This window comes from Shewanella sp. N2AIL (genome assembly GCF_022690845.1).
Taxonomy (GTDB): Bacteria; Pseudomonadota; Gammaproteobacteria; order Enterobacterales; family Shewanellaceae; genus Shewanella; species Shewanella baltica.
Window position 1 is genome coordinate 1 of the sequence record NZ_JALBYT010000052.1, and the last position, 18447, is coordinate 18447.

At 47.6% G+C, this 18447-nt stretch carries 18 protein-coding genes, 1 tRNA gene and 1 pseudogene; 9 read left to right on the top strand and 11 right to left on the bottom strand.

The window, feature by feature from the left end:
• Positions 1 to 125: 125 nt before the first annotated feature.
• The 5 genes and pseudogenes from MO387_RS20140 to MO387_RS20160 form a co-directional block, all read right to left on the bottom strand.
• A pseudogene (locus tag MO387_RS20140) lies at positions 126 to 1205 on the bottom strand (flavocytochrome c); the annotation flags it as partial.
• Between the two features lie 319 nt (positions 1206 to 1524).
• Entirely contained in the window at positions 1525 to 2505 is a 981-nt protein-coding gene (locus tag MO387_RS20145; protein ID WP_107949724.1) for an MDR family oxidoreductase, read from the bottom strand.
• 173 nt (positions 2506 to 2678) lie between these two features.
• Positions 2679 to 3185: an ankyrin repeat domain-containing protein gene (locus MO387_RS20150; RefSeq protein ID WP_107949726.1), complete on the bottom strand. Its 507-nt coding sequence runs from the start codon at positions 3183 to 3185 to the stop codon at positions 2679 to 2681.
• A gap of 169 nt (positions 3186 to 3354) precedes the next feature.
• Positions 3355 to 4875: a catalase gene (locus tag MO387_RS20155; RefSeq protein WP_107949728.1), complete on the bottom strand. Its 1521-nt coding sequence runs from the start codon at positions 4873 to 4875 to the stop codon at positions 3355 to 3357.
• Between the two features lie 282 nt (positions 4876 to 5157).
• Positions 5158 to 7101 (bottom strand): sigma-54-dependent Fis family transcriptional regulator, encoded by a 1944-nt coding sequence (locus tag MO387_RS20160; protein WP_107949730.1) that lies wholly within the window; start codon positions 7099 to 7101, stop codon positions 5158 to 5160.
• Between the two features lie 260 nt (positions 7102 to 7361).
• Here MO387_RS20160 and MO387_RS20165 point away from each other — a divergent pair, with 260 nt between their 5' ends.
• Entirely contained in the window at positions 7362 to 8882 is a 1521-nt protein-coding gene (locus tag MO387_RS20165; protein WP_006079725.1) for an aldehyde dehydrogenase family protein, read from the top strand.
• A gap of 213 nt (positions 8883 to 9095) precedes the next feature.
• Here MO387_RS20165 and MO387_RS20170 read toward each other — a convergent pair whose 3' ends face one another.
• On the bottom strand, positions 9096 to 9857 hold the full coding sequence (locus tag MO387_RS20170) for an SDR family oxidoreductase (RefSeq protein WP_107949732.1): 762 nt from the start codon (positions 9855 to 9857) through the stop codon (positions 9096 to 9098).
• A 138-nt stretch (positions 9858 to 9995) separates the two neighbouring features.
• Here MO387_RS20170 and MO387_RS20175 point away from each other — a divergent pair, with 138 nt between their 5' ends.
• A complete protein-coding gene (locus tag MO387_RS20175) occupies positions 9996 to 10919 on the top strand; it encodes a LysR family transcriptional regulator (protein ID WP_107949734.1) in 924 nt (307 codons plus the stop codon).
• Here the strand turns inward: MO387_RS20175 and MO387_RS20180 are convergent.
• Both MO387_RS20180 and MO387_RS20185 read right to left on the bottom strand, forming a co-directional pair.
• Positions 10905 to 11417, bottom strand: coding sequence for a hypothetical protein (locus MO387_RS20180; RefSeq protein WP_107949736.1), 513 nt, complete (start codon positions 11415 to 11417; stop codon positions 10905 to 10907). The two genes, MO387_RS20175 and MO387_RS20180, sit on opposite strands and share 15 nt — an antisense overlap.
• A gap of 67 nt (positions 11418 to 11484) precedes the next feature.
• Complete coding sequence (locus MO387_RS20185) at positions 11485 to 11940, bottom strand: DUF2809 domain-containing protein (protein WP_107949738.1); 456 nt, start codon at positions 11938 to 11940, stop codon at positions 11485 to 11487.
• A 216-nt stretch (positions 11941 to 12156) separates the two neighbouring features.
• Between MO387_RS20185 and MO387_RS20190 the strand changes: the two genes are divergently transcribed.
• The 7 genes from MO387_RS20190 to MO387_RS20220 all read left to right on the top strand — a co-directional run bounded on the left by MO387_RS20190 (position 12157) and on the right by MO387_RS20220 (position 16737).
• Positions 12157 to 12744, top strand: a complete 588-nt coding sequence (locus MO387_RS20190; protein WP_107949740.1) for a cytochrome b/b6 domain-containing protein — start codon at positions 12157 to 12159, stop codon at positions 12742 to 12744.
• A 53-nt stretch (positions 12745 to 12797) separates the two neighbouring features.
• Complete coding sequence (locus MO387_RS20195; RefSeq protein ID WP_107949742.1) at positions 12798 to 13244, top strand: DUF1924 domain-containing protein; 447 nt, start codon at positions 12798 to 12800, stop codon at positions 13242 to 13244.
• Between the two features lie 90 nt (positions 13245 to 13334).
• Positions 13335 to 13898, top strand: a complete 564-nt coding sequence (locus MO387_RS20200; protein ID WP_011845503.1) for a diheme cytochrome c — start codon at positions 13335 to 13337, stop codon at positions 13896 to 13898.
• A complete protein-coding gene (locus tag MO387_RS20205) occupies positions 13891 to 14172 on the top strand; it encodes a PepSY domain-containing protein (RefSeq protein WP_107949744.1) in 282 nt (93 codons plus the stop codon). The genes MO387_RS20200 and MO387_RS20205 overlap by 8 nt, the downstream gene beginning before the upstream one ends.
• Positions 14157 to 14816: a response regulator transcription factor gene (locus MO387_RS20210; RefSeq protein ID WP_006079718.1), complete on the top strand. Its 660-nt coding sequence runs from the start codon at positions 14157 to 14159 to the stop codon at positions 14814 to 14816. The genes MO387_RS20205 and MO387_RS20210 overlap by 16 nt, the downstream gene beginning before the upstream one ends.
• A 5-nt stretch (positions 14817 to 14821) precedes the next feature.
• The gene (locus tag MO387_RS20215; RefSeq protein ID WP_107949746.1) at positions 14822 to 16138 is read left to right on the top strand and encodes a sensor histidine kinase; all 1317 of its coding nucleotides are present in this window, start codon (positions 14822 to 14824) and stop codon (positions 16136 to 16138) included.
• 131 nt (positions 16139 to 16269) lie between these two features.
• Entirely contained in the window at positions 16270 to 16737 is a 468-nt protein-coding gene (locus MO387_RS20220; protein WP_107949748.1) for a GNAT family N-acetyltransferase, read from the top strand.
• A 105-nt stretch (positions 16738 to 16842) separates the two neighbouring features.
• Here MO387_RS20220 and MO387_RS20225 read toward each other — a convergent pair whose 3' ends face one another.
• From MO387_RS20225 to MO387_RS20235, 3 genes are all read right to left on the bottom strand, one after another.
• Positions 16843 to 17040, bottom strand: coding sequence for a hypothetical protein (locus tag MO387_RS20225; protein WP_006079715.1), 198 nt, complete (start codon positions 17038 to 17040; stop codon positions 16843 to 16845).
• A 427-nt stretch (positions 17041 to 17467) separates the two neighbouring features.
• Positions 17468 to 17980: a DUF1993 domain-containing protein gene (locus MO387_RS20230; protein WP_011845500.1), complete on the bottom strand. Its 513-nt coding sequence runs from the start codon at positions 17978 to 17980 to the stop codon at positions 17468 to 17470.
• 344 nt (positions 17981 to 18324) lie between these two features.
• Positions 18325 to 18401, bottom strand: a tRNA-Asp gene (locus MO387_RS20235).
• Positions 18402 to 18447 lie beyond the last annotated feature (46 nt).

Sequence of the window (18447 nt, forward strand, 5' to 3'; positions counted from 1 at the left end):
CGAGTACCAGTTGGGAGAGGCGCCACCTCAAGTCACAGGACTCACAGTGGACCAGCAGATCATTCTCGACGTGTTAGGCGAACGGTATCGGCAAATTTATTCCTAAATCAGGTGCGGAAAGTCGGTTTAAAGCTCGTAATTAAAATGGGAGGAAGCGGTTCACCTTTAGCATCACGACATGCCAACTCAGCATCGGCTCGTGTTTTCCGGTCCGCAATCTCATCCATAAAGCGTTTACCTGTCATACAGTTAATGGCAATTGAATGAGGAAAGTTAAAAATTGAATAATTAGATACATAGCCAAAGCCGCCTTCATCAGGCGAAGCCCATGGTCCAGATTGGATATGGGCAAGATGGACAGGTACAGCCCCTAAACGGAACATTTCCAACATGCCCTCACCGGTAGCGCCAGGCGCATTGGTACAACCTACTTCAGAGGTCAGTGTCGGATCTTGTGCCATACGAAAATCGATATTTTGAGCAAACCCTCCAGTCGCCATAATCACGCCACGTTTTGTGCGAATATTTAGCACTTTTCCAGGCTGAACCTCACCAAAATGATAGTTTTCACGCATTTTCACGCCGACAACATTACCCTTATCACCCAATAAAAAGCCTTCGAACTTAGCGCGGTTATGGGTCTTTACACCCAATCGGCGGCACTCTTTTAAAAGTGGTTGCGTAATACCGGCACCACAACTCACGCTCGTTTGGTAAGTTCGAGCAACAGAATGACCACCTAATTGCTGCAAATATGGATGAAATTCAGCTCCTGCATCCAACGTCATTTGCAGCGCCTCTACGGCATGTGAAGCCACATGCCGTAATAAGCTCTCGTCAGCAATACCGCGGCCAGAGGCAATTTGATCCGCAACCATTTTTTCAACTGAATCTTCCACTCCTTCTTTTTTCTGCATTGGTGTGCCTGGGGCTGCGAATAAACCCCCATTGATTGCAGAATTACCACCGAAGTAAGACATTTTCTCGAAAATGTGTACATCTTTTGCGCCCTTGCGCGTCGCTTCAATTGCAGCCGCTAATCCAGCAAAACCTGAACCCACGATTAGAATTTCAATCTCTTTATCCCACTTAATACCGTCAGCTTTCTCAGAAACTGCCATCACAGGCGATACCATTGCTACGCCAGTAGCGGCACCTAAACCTTTGATGAAATTACGGCGTCCTAGCAGATTTGCATTACTCATCTGTCATCACCTTTGTTGTTTTAATAGACATAAACATCATAACGATGGAATGCATTCCAAAACGTGAGTGCATCAAGAGTTGCCTCCGCTACAAATAAACAACATGGCAGAAACATTAACCAACTTCAGTTTTGTCTAAAAAAATGACTTAAACTGCATTATGGAAACCATTCCAAATGGTGAATTCAAAACAGAGTGAAAACTAAATAGACATAAATCCGCTTTATGATTGGAATACGAAAATGGCAACACATTAGTGTTGCCATTTATTTAAAGTAGAGAGATTCGTTAAATCTAACTTTAACGAAATAGTATTAAATTACAGCTTAACTAATACACGCCCCGTGACTTGACCTTGGATAATTTTATTCGCGAAATCAGGCACCTCTGCCAATGAAATCTGCTGGCAAGCTTGCTGATAGAAATGTGCAGGCAGTGCTTTAATCACAGCTTCCCACGCCGCTTTTCGTTTCTCAAATGGACAAGAAACAGAATCGATTCCCAGCAAACTCACTCCTCGTAAAATAAATGGCATTACGGTTGTGGGTAATGCAAAACCGCCCGCTAAACCACAAATAGCGGCGGCGCCACCGTATTGCATTTGCGCTAATGCTTTGGCGAGGATCTTGTTGCCAACGGTATCGACCACACCCTCCCAGAGCTGCGCCTCAAGCGGCTTAGCATCTTGTTCAAGCTCACTGCGATCAATCACTTCTGCAGCACCAAGCTCCTTCAATAAAGGCGCATTCTGTTCAACTCGACCACTGCAGGCGACCACACGATAGCCAGCATTGGCGAGCAAAGTTACCGCCACAGAACCCACACCACCACTGGCACCTGTGACAAGAATATCCCCACTTTGCGGTGTTATCCCAGCCTGTTGCAGCGCTTGCACGCACAACATAGCCGTAAGCCCAGCCGTGCCTATCATCATGGATTTAGCGGCATCACAACCTTGCGGCATGGGCACCAGCCAGTCGGCTTTAACTCGCGCTTTTTGCGCCATACCACCCCAGTGGTTTTCGCCCACGCCCCAGCCCGTCAAAATCACCTGATCGCCAACTTGGTATCTTGCATCCGTCGATTCGCGCACCACGCCCGCAAAATCGATGCCTGGTACCATAGGAAACTGACGAATGATTTTGCCAGCACCCGTCACAGCTAAACCATCTTTATAATTCAGCGAGGAATAGGCGACATCAACCAAGACTTCCCCTTCTGGCAAATCAGCTTCTGTGATTTGTGAAACTTGAGCAAACGTAAGTTTATCTTCTTGCGTCAGTAGTAAGGCATCAAACATAAATCGCTCTCCGAAGGCCAAACCGTATTAAACGATATTCAAAAAGTTACCATAAAAGGCATAGACATCATTAACAAGCAGACTTATTGCTAATAGTAAATGCTGAGATCTAAACAGATTAAAGATAATGACCAAAAGTGATCAAGCGCAAGAGATGGCAAGATCTAGCGTCTTTATTGCTTTAAACTCGCCTGCTGTAAAGCGCCGCTTTGACCCCAGTAGCGGGCAAACTCAACCAAAGTCATTCCGGCATTATTCGTTAGGTTCGCATCGCATTCTTTCGCGTATAGCCGCTTTACGATATTGAATTCGGCCTTAATCACAGCGCCCATGATTGCCGTATTACCACGCTTATCTTGCAAACAAGCATTAGCACCATGCTCAAGTAATACATCTGTTGCTGCCTCTTGGCCGTTATAAGCCGCCACCATTAGCGCGGTATAGGATTGACTATTTCTCTGGTCAATAGGGAAGCCCGCATCGAGAAAATGCTCAAGCACTGTGATATCGCCAGTACGCGCGGCAGCAAAAAAGTAGTCCACCAGCAATTGCACTTGTGCAGCATCGGGCTCGTCCGCTTGGCTGACAGTTGCGGATGCCTGAGCCGAACCTGCGCCCATCACGACCGACATACTCAATGCCGCAATCATCAATAATAAGATAGTAATATTGTGTTTCATCAATAACTCCCGCGCAGCAAAAATAGAGATTTAAACAATAAGAGGTGACGAAATGCCCGCAAGACGCCCTCTTAAACTGGGCAGAAAAGAGCTTGATTACGCCTTGCGGGACTTACTGGGTTTGAGCGGTTTAACGCGAATCTGCACCAAATCGCTCTAAAATGATGCGTTAAATTGAACGCTGTTTAACGTCGGCCAAATCACCTTTTACAGCCTTGGTTAAGCGCTCACCAAACTCTGGGTCTGCACGATAAAAGTGACTCAGCATTTGATGTTTCACCTTAGCATCGTTCACTTTGCCTAAGTCACCGGCCAAGTTAGTGATCAAATCGGCTCTATCTTGCTTGCTCAAGCTGCGGTAAAAAACGCCCGCTTGGCTAAAGTTATCCTGCTTGCTAATAGCCGTTTGTTGCACTGTGCCACTGAGCGCAGTCGTTACCGCCCGATAACGATTATCTTCGGCCAAGGCTAAATGTACGCTCGGTTGATAATTCACATCGGACTGGGTATGCCCGATATTGCCCGCGCCTTCTTGGTTATGATTTGCCACCGCCACTAAGGGTTTATTAATCGGCAATTGCGACAAATTCGCGCCGAGTCGATACAGCTGAGTATCGGCGTAGGAGAACATACGACCTTGCAATAATCTGTCTTCCGAAGGCTCAATCCCAGGGATCAAATTCGATGGCGCAAATGCCGCTTGCTCAGTTTCTTGAAAGAAGTTTGCTGGCATGCGATTAAGCGTCATAGTACCGACTTTTTGTTCAGGCACATTTGGCCATACTTTAGTGGCATCTAACGGGTTGTAATCAAACTTATTCAGCTCACTTGGGTCGAGTAATTGGACGTATAAATCCCATTTAGGGAAATTACCTTTATTGATCTCGCCATAGAGATCATCGGTCAAATGATTAAAGTTTTGACCTTGTACCTTAACCACTTCATCAGGGCGCAAGCCTTTTACACCTTGCTGACTCTTCCAGTGAAACTTAACGTATTTCACTTGCTTGTCTTGGTTAATAAACTTGTAAGCATGCACGCCCCAACCGTCCATTTCACGATAACTGGCAGGTACACCTAAGTTACTGTAAACCTGAGTCAACATATGGGTCGAGCCCGCTTCGTGGCTAAAAAAATCGAAAAAACGATTCGGATCTTGCATATTGGTCACAGGCGATGGTTTGAGCGAATGCACCATGTCTGGAAACTTGATCGCATCGCGAATAAAGAATATGGGTAAGTTATTACCCACTAAGTCCCAGTTACCTTGGTCCGAATAAAATTTGGTCGCAAATCCACGGGGGTCGCGCAGCGTTTCTGGCGAACCTTTCGAGTGGATAACAGTAGAAAAACGCACAAACACAGGCGTGACTTTGCCATTCTGTGCAAAGGGTGCCGCTTGAGTCAGATAACTAAAATCACCACTCGATACAAACTCACCGTGCACACCTGTGCCTCTGGCGTGAACAACCCGCTCAGGAATACGTTCACGGGCAAAGCGTTGTAGCTTCTGAATAAGCTGCACATCTTGCAATAACACGCTGCCATTACTGCCCGCTGTGGTCGAGTTTTGGTTATCACCCACAGGGGCGCCATTGTCACGTGTCAGGGTATTTGTTGGTAAAGTTTGAGCCTGTACATTTAATGCCAGACCCATAGAAATAATTAAAAGGCTTTTAGTCAGATGCATAACAGTTCCTCTCTATGCATAACGCCAAGCTCTTTTCTGCCTGCCCGCAGTATAGTTCTGAATTTATAATTAAAAGAAAGGATCTTTATCGATTATATGAATCAATAAAACCTATTAGGCATGAATAAGCTACAACAAGACCTCATTTTACCTGACTCCGAAATCGGAGTTTATGGACTAAAATCTCACAGTTTTAGTCCATTGCGAGTTGGTTAGTCATGGGCGTGATAAGCGAGCTTTGCGTTGTTTATTACACTTACTGATAAGCGCCGCGAGCTAATATTAACCCTTAAGTCCCATCTGTTTTAATCGACGATACAAGGCATTACGGCTGATCCCCAAACGCTTGGCACATTGGCTCACATTACCATCAGAGGCTTGGTATGCCTGTAGCACATTGCTATAAATCGCCTCGTAGAGAGAATCCGATTGCACCGCAGTGGCAGTTGGCAACGTCGCAGTGTTGCCACTTGTAACTTTGTCACTCACAATTTTGCCAGCCAGCGGATATGATGCGGAGTTTTGACCGGTTTTAACCTCTTCACCTAACGGCTGCTCTTCATTTAACAGCTGTGTGTTTAACGGATCCACTGTTAACGGCTCGCCCGCTAATTTTTGTGCAAGATAATCGGGTAAATGCTGCCAAGTTAAAGTGTCATCCCCTTCAGCCATCAAGCAAGCGACTTGCATGAGGTTATCCAGCTCACGCAAATTGCCGGGCCAGTCGTGTTGCATCATCTGTCCTAACAGTTCAGGGCAGATCGCCTGCGGCGCAATGCGATGTTTACGATGCAATTTATGGATGATACGCTCGATATCCTGCCGCTCCCGCAGCGCAGGCAAACGCACTTGCAAGCCATTTAACCGATAGAATAAATCCTGCCGAAACAGCCCCTGCGCCACTTGTTGCTCTAAATCCATATGGGTCGCGGCAATGATTTGGATATCAACTTTAAAACTTTGATTACTGCCAACGGGCACCACTTCGCGCTCCTGCAATACCCTGAGTAAACGACTCTGTGCCGCCAGCGGCATTTCGCCAATTTCATCTAAAAACAAAAAACCGCCGTGGGCTTGGCGAATTTTGCCGATAAATCCAGTGCGGTTTGCTCCAGTAAACGCGCCCGCCTGATAACCAAAGAGTTCAGATTCGACTAACTCAGCGGGCAATGCGGCACAGTTCACCGCCACTAAGGGCTCGCTGCGCCGCGCACTCTGGGCGTGGAGTTTTTTAACAAACTGCTCTTTACCGACGCCGGTTTCACCGAGCACTAACAGCGGAATTTGCTTGGTGATCACCTTATTGGCATGTTGCCATGCGCGCTCAAGTTGAGGGTCGCGAAACCGCACGCCCAGTTGATTAAGCGATTTATTGCTAGTCGCTACCCGACTCTTGATGCTAGGAATATTTAAGGACTGAGTCTGTAGATGCAAGTCTAAATGCTGATTAAAGCCACCCGCACGGCTCCAATTATCGCCTAAGTACTGCTCTACGCTATCACCCACCTTAGCTTGATTAAGCAATTGTTTCGCCATGGGATTGCACCCCACAATGCGACCATCACTATCGGCAATCACTATGCCCTGCCAACCCGAATTCAGTAAATTTGGCTGCGCCGCTAAATCGATTCGATAACGGCTATCGGGCAAATGACACAAGAGCGCGGTCTCGACCTGCTGCGCCAAACTCGACACTAACATCAGCGTCTGCTGAGTGTGTCTTTGCTGCTCGCTGGTGATATCGATCACCCCAAGCATCTCACCTTTGGGGGAAAATATTGGGCAAGCAGTGCAACTCATAAAACGATTCTGGCGAATAAAATGCTGCTCACCCACTACAGATACGGCTTGCTTGGCGGTGAGTGCCGTCCCTATCGCATTAGTGCCTTTGTGCTGTTCGAGCCAATTCACCCCGATATCCAAAGCCACGTCCGCCAGTTTTGTGGAGTAGCGGCTCACGCCCCAGTGCCTAAGCACATAACCCTCGGCATCGGAGAGCAAGAGTCGGCTATTAGAATGCGCCATCAACTGATTAAACAAAGGCAGGGCATGGGATTGCACTAATGCTATGAGCATTTGATATTGCTCATGTTTCTGTTTTAGTTCGCTAGCATCGAGCCTAAGCTCTTGGGGTAACTTAAATTCGGACAAGCCAGCGCCAATACTGCGCTGCCACGAATCGGCCAACCACGCCTGTGTCGATGGTAAATGCGGTTTAACTGTCATAGCCGTGCTCCCCCGAGCTGTGTTCCGTTTCGGCACACTTGAGTGTGCCGTTCGATGACAAAGTGACCACAGGACACACCTCACTCCCTGAGTGCCCATACTGTTTCAAATCTGCAAAATTAGCTTTTCATCATACTGTTAGCACAACAAGTGTACAACTCTTGCCAGTTTGGCACCCTCCTTGCGATGCACCTTAGGTATGCAAGTCTCAAGTGTTACGTTAGAGAACACTAAGCTAATCAACAAGAAGGAATGATTCTATGATTTATGCTCAACCCGGAACCGCAGGCGCAATCGTTAACTTCAAAGAAAAATATGCAAACTTTATCGGTGGTAAATGGGTCGCCCCGGTCAATGGCAAATACTTCGACAATCGCTCACCCGTGAATGGCCAAAACTTTTGCCAAATCCCGCGATCCGATGCCCAAGATATTGAATTAGCATTAGATGCCGCCCACGCAGCCAAAGAAGCATGGGGTAAAACCTCAGTCACCGAACGCTCAAACCTATTACTGCGTATTGCCGATCGGGTCGAACAAAATCTCGAATATTTAGCCGTCGCCGAAACCTGGGAAAACGGTAAAGCGGTGCGTGAAACCTTAAACGCCGACTTACCCTTATTCGTCGATCACTTCCGCTACTTTGCCGGTTGTATCCGCGCACAGGAAGGCAGCGCCGCCGATATCGACGGCAACACAGTCAGCTATCACTTCCCAGAGCCCTTGGGCGTGGTCGGGCAGATCATTCCTTGGAATTTCCCGCTCTTGATGGCGGCATGGAAAATCGCCCCAGCGCTAGCGGCGGGGAACTGTGTGGTACTCAAGCCTGCAGAGCAAACGCCAGTCTCGATTCTGGTCTTACTCGAACTGATTGAAGACCTATTACCCGCGGGTATTCTTAACGTAGTCAACGGCTTTGGTGCCGAAGCAGGACAAGCACTGGCCACCAGCAAACGCATCGCTAAACTTGCGTTTACGGGCTCCACCGAAATTGGCTATCACATTTTAAAATGCGCCGCCGAATCCTTAATCCCATCAACTGTTGAGCTTGGCGGTAAGTCGCCGAACGTATTTTTTGCCGATGTAATGGACCATGAAGACGAATATTTAAATAAAGCCGTCGAAGGTATGTTGCTGGCCTTCTTTAACCAAGGCGAAGTCTGTACTTGCCCGTCACGGGTGCTAGTCCAAGAGTCGATTTTCGATCGCTTCATCGAAAAAGTGCTCGCCCGCGCCCAAACCATTAAGCAAGGCGATCCCTTAGATACCGACACTCAAGTGGGGGCTCAAGCCTCCAAAGAACAGTTCGATAAGATCTTAAGTTACTTAGCCATAGGTAAGGCTGAAGGTGCAGAAGTGCTACTGGGCGGCACACTTTGCCAACTCGATGGCGGCCAAAGCGAAGGCTACTACATCAGCCCAACCATTATGAAAGGCCACAATAAGATGCGTATCTTCCAAGAGGAAATCTTCGGCCCTGTGATTTCGGTCACCACTTTCAAAGATGAAGCCGAAGCCTTAGCGATCGCTAACGATACTGAGTACGGCTTAGGCGCTGGTGTGTGGACGCGAGACATGAACACGGCTCAACGTATGGGACGCGGCATTCAAGCGGGCCGCGTGTGGATTAACTGTTACCACGCCTATCCTGCCCATGCTGCTTTTGGTGGATACAAAAAATCCGGTATTGGCCGCGAAACCCATAAGATGATGCTCAACCATTATCAAAATACTAAGAATCTCTTGGTGAGTTACGATGTGAATCCACTGGGTTTCTTCTAAGGGGCTTTGTTAGGAGATTTATCTAAGAGGCTTGCTATAAAGGACGTCTCTAACCTGCTACAGCAGTTGTTCTTAGCGGTTGCAGCTAAGCGTTGTTGAAGATGGTGCATTCGCAGTGATTGCTGTGTAAAAGTCACATAAATAAAGAAAGGGCTATTCGCCCTTTCTTTATTTCTATCTCACATATAAATAAATCACATGCTTATAAAAAACCTAAAGAAACATACCGCCTGAAGCTTCGATACGCTGGGCATTAATCCAAGCGGCCGCAGGCGATAGCAAGGCACTAATCGCGCCGCCGATATCATCCGGCAAGCCCACACGTCCTAACGCAGTTTGCTGCGCTAAAAACTGATTCATCTGTTCATTATCCCGTACAGCACCGCCGCCAAAATCTGTTTCAATCGCCCCAGGGGCAAGCACATTGACCCGAATACCCCTCGGGCCTAACTCCTTCGCCCAATACTTAGTCATAGTTTCGACCGCGCCCTTCATAGTGGCATACGCGCCAAATCCGGGAATCGCAAAACGCGTCAAGCCGGTGGAAATATTGATAATACTTCCTCCATCCATCAGCTGCGGCAATAAGGTTTGAGTCAAAAAGAACGGCCCTTTAACGTGGATGCTCATCAAGGTATCGAACTGTTCGATACTGGTTTCCGCCATAGGCACATGAATCCCGATACCAGCATTGTTAATCAAATAGTTAAACGACTCCCGCTGCCAAGTCTGGGCTAATACAGTACTCACTTGGGTGGCAAACTCGGCAAATGAGCCGCTATCGCTTACATCCAGCGGCAGTGCTACCGCTTTGCGTCCCAACCATTCAATCTCGGCGACCACTTCAGCGGCCGCTGCAGCATTCGTTTGATAGGTCAGGATAATATCTATCCCCTGTGCCGCTAATTTCAGGGCAGTGTTTTTACCTAAACCGCGGCTAGCGCCAGTGATAAGTGCAATTGGAGTCGTATTCATGGTCAGTCCTTATAATCGTCGCAGGAAGTAAAACCTAAGCCTTGAGGCCTAATTAACTGCACACAGCTTATTACTTGCAATTAACGAGATAAACACACTATAAATGCTAAGACTGTTAGCCAATAAAGGACAATCGCCGTGCAAGATAGACTGCAAGCCATGCAAATTTTTATGCGGGTCGCTGAATTACAAAGCTTTACCCAAGCGAGCGTCAGCTTAGGCCTATCGAAAACCCATGTGTCAAATGTGGTGGCGCAGTTCGAAACCTTTCTAGGCGCGCGCTTGTTGCAACGCACCACGCGGACGGTACGCTTAACCCAAGATGGCCAGAGTTGTTATGAGCGTTGTAAAAGCTTACTGGCGGAATTTCAAGAATTAGAAAGCCTGTTCCAACTGCAAGCCGAGCAAGTGTCGGGACGGCTCAGAGTCGATATGTCGACGGGCATTGCCCGCAACTTAGTGCTCCCTAAACTGGCTGAATTTATTGAGCAATATCCGCATATCGAGCTTGAACTAAGCAGCACAGATCGTAAGGTGGATGTCATTGCCGAAGGGTTCGATTGTGTGATTAGGGTCGGCAGTGTGCAGCAAGAAGGACTGATAGCGAAAAAGCTGGGGCATTTTAAGATGCTGAACTGTGTCAGCCCAGCTTATATTGCCAAATACGGTAAACCCGAAAGCCTTGAAGATTTGACCCAACAAAACCACAAACTCGTCCACTACGTAAGCCAATTAGGCGGCACTGACTCAGGCTTTGAATATCAAGATCCCCACACTCATCAAGGGAACCTTACTATCCAACTGCCTAAATTGATAACGGTAAATAATGCCGATGCCTATAGCTCAGCCTGCTTGGCGGGGCTGGGGATCATTCAAGTCCCCAGCATAGGGGTGGCTAAATATTTACACACTGGAGAGTTGGTCGAGATCCTGCCAAATTACCCTGCGCCACCTATGTCTGTAAGCTTGCTGTATCCCCACAGGCGGCACCTATCTAAACGCCTGCAAGTCTTTATGGCATGGTTAAATCAGCAGATGACGCCATTTTTAGTCCCACATTAGTGACTTTTCGATGGCCGCTAAACGCTGAGCCAATTCGGCCATAGCGGCGGCCGTTTGCGGATCGCTTTGGGGATCAACAACTTCAATCAGCTTAAGTTTCGGCCGAGTTGTTAACCAAGAGCTGCCCGCAGTAATGACTAAATCCAGCACAAACTGACCGTAATAGTGCAGTCGCAAGCGGTTATCGGCTATGGGCCAGTGTGAGTGCAGTAAAAATGAATCATACATTTGCGCCAAAGATGTCGTCGCAATGAGCTTAAACGCTTCATCAAGCAGGCTAAACTCGGTTGATTCTTCGAAGGGACAATCAAAAGAAGTGATGACCAGATACCCCGAGGTTTTATTGGGTAAAACGCAGCGATATTGGCCTTCAATCACTCGACCAGCAATAAAGGTATGAGTATGTTGGCCATTGAAATACAAAGGCATTTTCAGTGGATTAGGCTCAAGTCCATCAGTACGTGCTGTTAGCAGTGAAAATGCCGTTATCGGTTGCATCCTTTACCCCACTTATCTCGCCTGTCCGCGAAAACACACGTCGCGTGGCTCTTGCGGATTCAAATCACTAGGACTGGGGGCTTTTCCAATAGCAGCCCAATAAGATCAAGTAACCGACAAAATATGCCACGAGATCGAGTGGATCAAAATGGCTACCTATCACTATCCGCGCCAAGCGATTTCCGCCCAAGCCTAGCTTGTCGACTAAACCCCAATACTGGCCAAACTCGATAGCAAAGGCAAACAGCAATACCGCAAACGCCAGCCAAGGAGTTTGAAATAAGCGCTTAATGCCCTCGTCTTTACTATTGGCGACCGAATTGACTGCTAGAGGAACGACAGCCCGCACCATGCAAAACAGTAAGATCACCACCAATACATCGCCCACAAAACCACGAATAAAACCCGCAGGCGCATATAAAGCGATTAAGACTTCAGTCAAAAATAATAAAACCGCATAAATAAAAAATGATTTACGACTCGGATTGCGGCTGATGAAAGCGCGAATAACGGCGGTAGACATAGATAAGTTAGTCCCTTCACTCGGTTGAGGTGGCAGAATTTACCGTAATACCAAGAGGTTAACAAGCGAGCTTTCGTTGATATTTAAGGCTCGTCACCCAGGCAAGCGCGCCACTTAACGCCACCAATTCACTAAATGTTCGCCCCTCAAAATTTAAGCGAGGTTTAAGTTTGGGTTAAGTAGCCTACACCTAAACTCACTTAGGAGCGTCACACCATGTCATCAAACACACTGCAAACCATCAAAGTCTGGGACCTGTTGATCCGCATATTCCATTGGTCTCTCGTCGGCTTTTTCACCTTAGCCTACCTCACTGAAGGCGAAGACGAGTGGATGACCATCCACAGTTACGCAGGTTACAGCGTCTTAATTTTACTGGTGTTTCGTCTGCTGTGGGGCGTGATTGGTACCCACTATGCGCGCTTTAGCAACTTTATCACTCGCCCTAAAGAAGTGCTGGTGTACCTCAAAGGGCTCATCACAGACAAAGCCAAAGACTACATAGGCCATAACCCCGCTGGAGCAATGATGATAGTGGCCTTGATTGCCAGCATCGCCATCACGGGATTCTCGGGCATGGCTCTGTACGCCACCGACGGACACGGCCCATTAGCCACAAGCTTTTTCGCCACTTGGCCCGAAGGCGCCATAAAAGAAGTCCATGAATTCTTTGCCAACTTCACAGTGTTCCTTGTGGTCATCCATGTTGGTGGCGTCATCGTCAGCAGCCTGCTACACAAAGAAAACTTAGTCAGAGCCATGGTCACGGGCAAGAAACAACGCCCTGTGGAACAAGAAGATTAATCCATTAGCCATTTTGCTTAGCAACAAGACATCCAGCCCAAAAGGAATGCCCTATGAACAGATTAACCAGACACTCGAATACAAGTCGCCTTGCTATCGTCACAATTTCAACCTTGCTGCTGAGTAGCCTTAGCGTTAGCGCCGCCAACAGTAAAGTGCAAAGCCTACCACTGAGCGCTGAGCGCATCGGCACGCAGCTGCAAAACTATCAAGCCCAAGGCGCTGGACCCTTTACCGCCGCCGCAGGACAAAAGCTTTGGCTACAGGACATGGACGGTCGCAGCTGCGCCAGTTGCCATACCGCCAAAGTCACCGACATGGGGATGCACCAAAACACCCGTAAATCCATTGACCCTATGGCGCCGTCGATTACCGCAGATCGGTTAACCGACTCAGCCAAAATCGAGAAATGGTTTACCCGTAACTGTAACTGGACCTTTAAACGCGACTGCACGCCGCAGGAGAAAGGCGATGCCTTACTCTGGTTAAGCCTGCAATAGCCGCCAAATTTCGACCTTATCACTCATTCAATTAGATCAATTAATTTCAACACCTTCCACAGAAGGTAACGGCACAAAAAGGAAGATGTCATGACTAAACAAGCACACCCAATTAGCTGGTTCTTAGGTTCATCACTCACAGCTGCGGCATTAGCCATTGGCGTTATCGGTGTCAGCCTAACCTTAACCGGCACAGGCTATGCGGACGATGGCCGCGGGCTTAGCCGCGCCATTCCACAAAATGCGGAATATACGGCAGAATGTGGCAGCTGCCACATGGCTTACCCCGCGAACTTACTCCCCGCCGACAAGTGGCGCGCCATTACCGCAAATCTTGAGAATCACTTTGGTGACAACGCCAGCCTAGATCCTCAAGTCACTGCTAGAATTGAGGAATATCTGGTTCAACATGCGGCGCAAAATGGTAAGGTGATGAAAAACAGCACGCCACTGCTTGCAGGCGCTGGGCCGCAGAAGATCACAGAACAGGCATTTTTTATTCGCAAACACGATGAGATCCCAAGACGTATGGTGCAAGATAACCCCAAAGTCGGCTCATTCAGTCAATGCAGCAATTGTCACAACCTCGCAGAAAAGGGCATATTCGATGAAGATACCGTTAATATTCCTGGCTTTGGCCGTTGGGATGATTAGCAGCCCCAGCTGCAATGCCCACGACGATGATCTTTCAAACAAGGTGGTCGAGTGGGTTAAGGAGGGCAAGGTTTTGCCCTTCGACACCATAATGCAACGCTATGAATCACGACTAAAGGGACGGTTGCTCGATCTCGAAGTCGAGCAAAAACATGGCAGGATCATCTACGAACTCGAAATCCTTCGTGACGATGGCATAGTGTATGAAATCAAGATTGACGCCAAAACCGGCGAGTGGCTAAAGGAAAAGGTCGACTGGTGCGTTTGCTATTGATTGAAGATGATACCGATCTGGTCGCGCGCCTCATTCCCGCCCTTAACAAGGCGGGTTATACCGTCGAGCACGCCGATAACGGTATCGACGGTGCCTTTTTAGGCGAAGAAGAAAACTTCGAAGCCGTGATCCTCGATCTCGGTTTACCCGGCAAACCCGGTTTACAAGTCCTCGGCCAATGGCGACAAAAAGGCTTAGCCATGCCAGTGCTGATCCTCACCGCCCGCGATGCGTGGCACGAGCGGGTCGATGGCCTCAAGGCGGGAGCCGATGATTACCTCGGCAAGCCTTTTCATATTGAAGAACTACTCGCAAGGCTCGAAGTGTTGATCCGCCGCCACTTTGGCCGCGCCGACAATGTGTTGCAACATGCGGGCGTCTCCCTCGATGTCGACAAACAAGCCGTCACCAATGTCGACGGTGAAGTGATAGAGCTGACTAAGATTGAATATCGCCTACTGCATTATTTAATGGTCAATCCCAGCAAAATCGTCTCTAAGTCAGAGCTCAGTGAACGCATTTACGAAGAAGATCAAATCAAAGACAGCAATGTCATCGAAGTGTACGTCAACCGCCTGCGTCAGCGCTTAGGCAAGGATTATATCGAAACCCGTCGCGGCCAAGGTTATCGACTCAAGGAGTAAAAGGCGTGTATTCACTCAAGGGTTATCTGACGCGCAATCTGCTGATCACGCTCACCTTTGCCATGGTGCTGTTACTGTATTTTCTGTACCAAGGTATCCAAGTATTAACCCAAGACTTTGTTGCCTCGCGATTACAGCACGATGCCGACAGCCTGATCTCCGCCCTGAATAACAATCCCGATGGCACCTGGGCGCTTACTACCGACCGTTTACCCAATGTGTACCACAGGGTTAATTCTGGGCATTATTTTGCAATTCAAATCGGCGAACAAACCCTGCGCTCACGCTCCCTATTCGACCATAACGTGAACATGCCGAAGCTGGCCGCGGGTGAGCACCACCAAGCCACTGAGTTTGTCGGCAAAGAACATTGGCTGATGTTCAGTCAGGCCGTAATCAAAGATGATCAATTAGTGACCCTGTGGGTAACAGAAGACATCAGCGAGCTCGAACAGACCCAAGTGCAATTTTTAGCCTTTGCCAGTGCGGCGGTGTTGCTCACGATTATTATTCTATTACTGGCGCAGTATCAGCTACTTAAACGCGGCTTTAAACCCTTAGAGCAGATGCCTGAAGCCATACGGCAGATGCGCACCCAAGGGCAAGAAATCAATCCAGACCAAATGCCGAGCGAAATCATCCCGCTGATTGAGGAGATAGATCGTTTAGTCAATCAATTGGGCCAACGAGTACAACGCTCCCGTAATGCCTTGGGTAACTTAGCCCACGAAATGAAACGTCCGCTACAAGGGCTGCAGTCCTACCTAGAAAGCCTTCCACCAGAACAGAGGAGTGAGGGCAGCAAGGTGCTCGCAAACCTGCACCACATCATTGAGAGAGAGCTTAAGCGCACTAAGATAGTCGGCCTGTCCACTCCGGGGCGTTATACCGTGCTCGATGACGACCTCGCGCCGCTGATTCAAGTGATGCAGCGTATCTACCCAGACCGCATTATTCATAGCCATTACGCGAATAGCTTAGTGATGCCATTTGACCGCGATGACTTACTCGAACTCTTAGGCAATTTACTGGATAACGCCTGCAAACATAGCCGCAAGAACATTGAGATCCGTATAGTGCATCAAACGGCTCCCACCGCAGGTTATGGGATCATAGTCAGCGATGATGGCGAAGGCGTCTCCGATGCCGCATTGTCGATTATCATCGAGCGCGGCATTCGACTAGATGAAAGCATCCAAGGCCATGGCTTAGGATTATCAATCTGTAAAGATATCGTCGACAGTTATCAGGGCGAACTTAGCTTTAGCCACGCGAAACAGGGTGGTCTCGAAGCCAGCGTATTTCTGCCGATCCCGAGTTAAGCGGTATACTCAGCCAAACCATGCTCAATCAAACCTGCCACCACATCATTCAGACCAGCGAACGGACTTAAGTATTCGTGCCACTATGTCGCACCATTAAGCCCTTTGCATAACACACGTCAGAGATTTATATGAAAGTTATCGACCTAAAATCGGCCCCGCAGCACATTCCACAGCTGGCACAATGGCATCATCAAGAATGGGCACATTTAAGTTCCGCGGACGCCACAGTCACCACACTCATTGAGCAGATGAGCGAGTACCTCACCGACGCCGCCATTCCTAAGATGTTTATCTGTGAAGACGCTAACCAAGTCATGGGCTCCTCCTCATTAACCGCAGCAGATATGGATACCCGAACCGACTTAAGCCCTTGGCTGGCCAATGTGTATGTTAATCCACACTATCGAAATAAAGGCTTAGGGAAATTATTAGTCAATGCCGTCGTTAATTATGCCAAAGCACTCGGATTACAAAAAATCTATTTGTTTACCGCAGACAAAGCAGAATTTTATCAAACGCTTGGTTGGTCAAAGATTTCACGGGAAGATTATATGGGCGAGATGGTCACGATAATGGAATATGAATTTAAGAAGTGAATGTTTAAGGAGAGTGAGCAAGCCCCACGACGGGCGTCGTGAAGCTGTACATGCTGGCTAAATATCTAGATGTGATATCCAATACTTAGCGACAAGCCAATGGCTTTAGTCAATTTCTATATCCACGCCGAAACGATTGGATAGTTGGCGTTGCTCGTGCAGAATTTCAATTCGGCGGCGAGTGTCTTGGGTCAACTTGTCTTTGAGGCGCAAACCACTAGTAATAGCGGCTTTTTTTGCTTTCTTGCTCTTAGTTGTCGTTGCATCCGTTGGACTCTCGACGGCTTGAGATTCGATAGACATAGCTAACTCCTTTAATTAGAACCTTAAATAGGCTCTTCCAGTAAATCCCTGCTCAAAACGAACAAACAGGTCATCTTTATAATGAGTCAATTCGCCATTCACTATTTAAGTAATAGATAATTTGGCGACTCATAAACTTACGGCCCATATCTTTTACCTAAGCCAACAAAATTAAATTACATGCTAACAGGATAAAAATAATCGAGACGTAAGGTCGAAATGAAAAACTGAGTATTGATTGACTTCATCGGCGTAACAGAACCCTAACGAGCTCTAAATTTCCAGCGACAAAGCGGCATAACATAGGTAGAGAAAGAACAGGTGGTAATGCAGAAAGGTTGGTAAGCTCAAGCGGCAAAGCGCTGCTGCGCAACAATTAGGCTGCGCAACAATTAGGCTGCGCAACAGTACTACATCTAGCCTAGATTTACGACTTATATGGCATAGCGCCAAGGTAATCTTTCTTGCCAATTTCAACACCGTTGTGGCGCAAAATCGCGTAGGCTGTTGTTACATGGAAGTAAATGTTCGGAATCGCATGCTCAATAGCAAACTCATAACCCGTAAGATATTTTCCTTCCCAACGTGGTTGTGAGACATGGATCGTGGCCGCATTAGCAAAATCATCCGCTTTGAACGTCGCTAAGTAATCTAATACTGAGCTAATACGCGCTTGCAAATCAGCTAAAGTCGTTTCGCTATCATCGTGCTTTGGCACTGTATCTAAGTTATCGGTCAAACGTGCCACGCCAATTTTGGCAGTATCGCAGGCAATTTGAACTTGGCGAATAAGATTAAATTGATCCGGCGCTAAGCGTGAGTTTAATAGGACCGCCATATCGACTTTCTTGAGGTTTGCGAAGCATTCGCCCTTTTCAAGAATAACGCTTAAATTTTTCAGCATCTTGCTAAATTGTACAACCGTTAAATCATAAAGCATGGCATTGACCTCAGTGATGGACGCTACAAAACTGCAGCACTTAAGACTATCTTGGGGCAAATAATTCAATTTCAATCATTCTTGGAATTTAAGTATTTACTTAACAATAAACACATCAAAATAAGCCCTATTAAGCAGCTAAAAATAACAAGAAACAGGTGGAATCTTGTGAGGAAGAGTATTTATCAAGCAGTAAGAGTTTGATATTTAACCAGCTCAAGAGAAGTCGGCGGTACAGTGATTGAAAAGTTGGATGAATAACAGCTTGAGACATCACCAATAATGTCAATTTCTCCACAACGAAAAAAGCCTCTACATTGCTGTAAAGGCTTTCATCTTTATGTTGGCGGAGCGGACGGGACTCGAACCCGCGACCCCCGGCGTGACAGGCCGGTATTCTAACCAACTGAACTACCGCTCCTTTAGTCTAACGTTTGCACGTTAACCTAAATTAGGCGCTTGGCGAT

Coding starts and splice junctions, on each gene's coding strand:
- MO387_RS20145 (WP_107949724.1), bottom strand. CDS start 2,505: ATGTTTGATGCCTTACTACTGACGCAAGAAGATAAACTTACGTTTGCT.
- MO387_RS20150 (WP_107949726.1), bottom strand. CDS start 3,185: ATGAAACACAATATTACTATCTTATTATTGATGATTGCGGCATTGAGT.
- MO387_RS20155 (WP_107949728.1), bottom strand. CDS start 4,875: ATGCATCTGACTAAAAGCCTTTTAATTATTTCTATGGGTCTGGCATTA.
- MO387_RS20160 (WP_107949730.1), bottom strand. CDS start 7,101: ATGACAGTTAAACCGCATTTACCATCGACACAGGCGTGGTTGGCCGAT.
- MO387_RS20165 (WP_006079725.1), top strand. CDS start 7,362: ATGATTTATGCTCAACCCGGAACCGCAGGCGCAATCGTTAACTTCAAA.
- MO387_RS20170 (WP_107949732.1), bottom strand. CDS start 9,857: ATGAATACGACTCCAATTGCACTTATCACTGGCGCTAGCCGCGGTTTA.
- MO387_RS20180 (WP_107949736.1), bottom strand. CDS start 11,417: ATGCAACCGATAACGGCATTTTCACTGCTAACAGCACGTACTGATGGA.
- MO387_RS20185 (WP_107949738.1), bottom strand. CDS start 11,940: ATGTCTACCGCCGTTATTCGCGCTTTCATCAGCCGCAATCCGAGTCGT.
- MO387_RS20190 (WP_107949740.1), top strand. CDS start 12,157: ATGTCATCAAACACACTGCAAACCATCAAAGTCTGGGACCTGTTGATC.
- MO387_RS20195 (WP_107949742.1), top strand. CDS start 12,798: ATGAACAGATTAACCAGACACTCGAATACAAGTCGCCTTGCTATCGTC.
- MO387_RS20200 (WP_011845503.1), top strand. CDS start 13,335: ATGACTAAACAAGCACACCCAATTAGCTGGTTCTTAGGTTCATCACTC.
- MO387_RS20205 (WP_107949744.1), top strand. CDS start 13,891: ATGATTAGCAGCCCCAGCTGCAATGCCCACGACGATGATCTTTCAAAC.
- MO387_RS20220 (WP_107949748.1), top strand. CDS start 16,270: ATGAAAGTTATCGACCTAAAATCGGCCCCGCAGCACATTCCACAGCTG.
- MO387_RS20225 (WP_006079715.1), bottom strand. CDS start 17,040: ATGTCTATCGAATCTCAAGCCGTCGAGAGTCCAACGGATGCAACGACA.
- MO387_RS20230 (WP_011845500.1), bottom strand. CDS start 17,980: ATGCTTTATGATTTAACGGTTGTACAATTTAGCAAGATGCTGAAAAAT.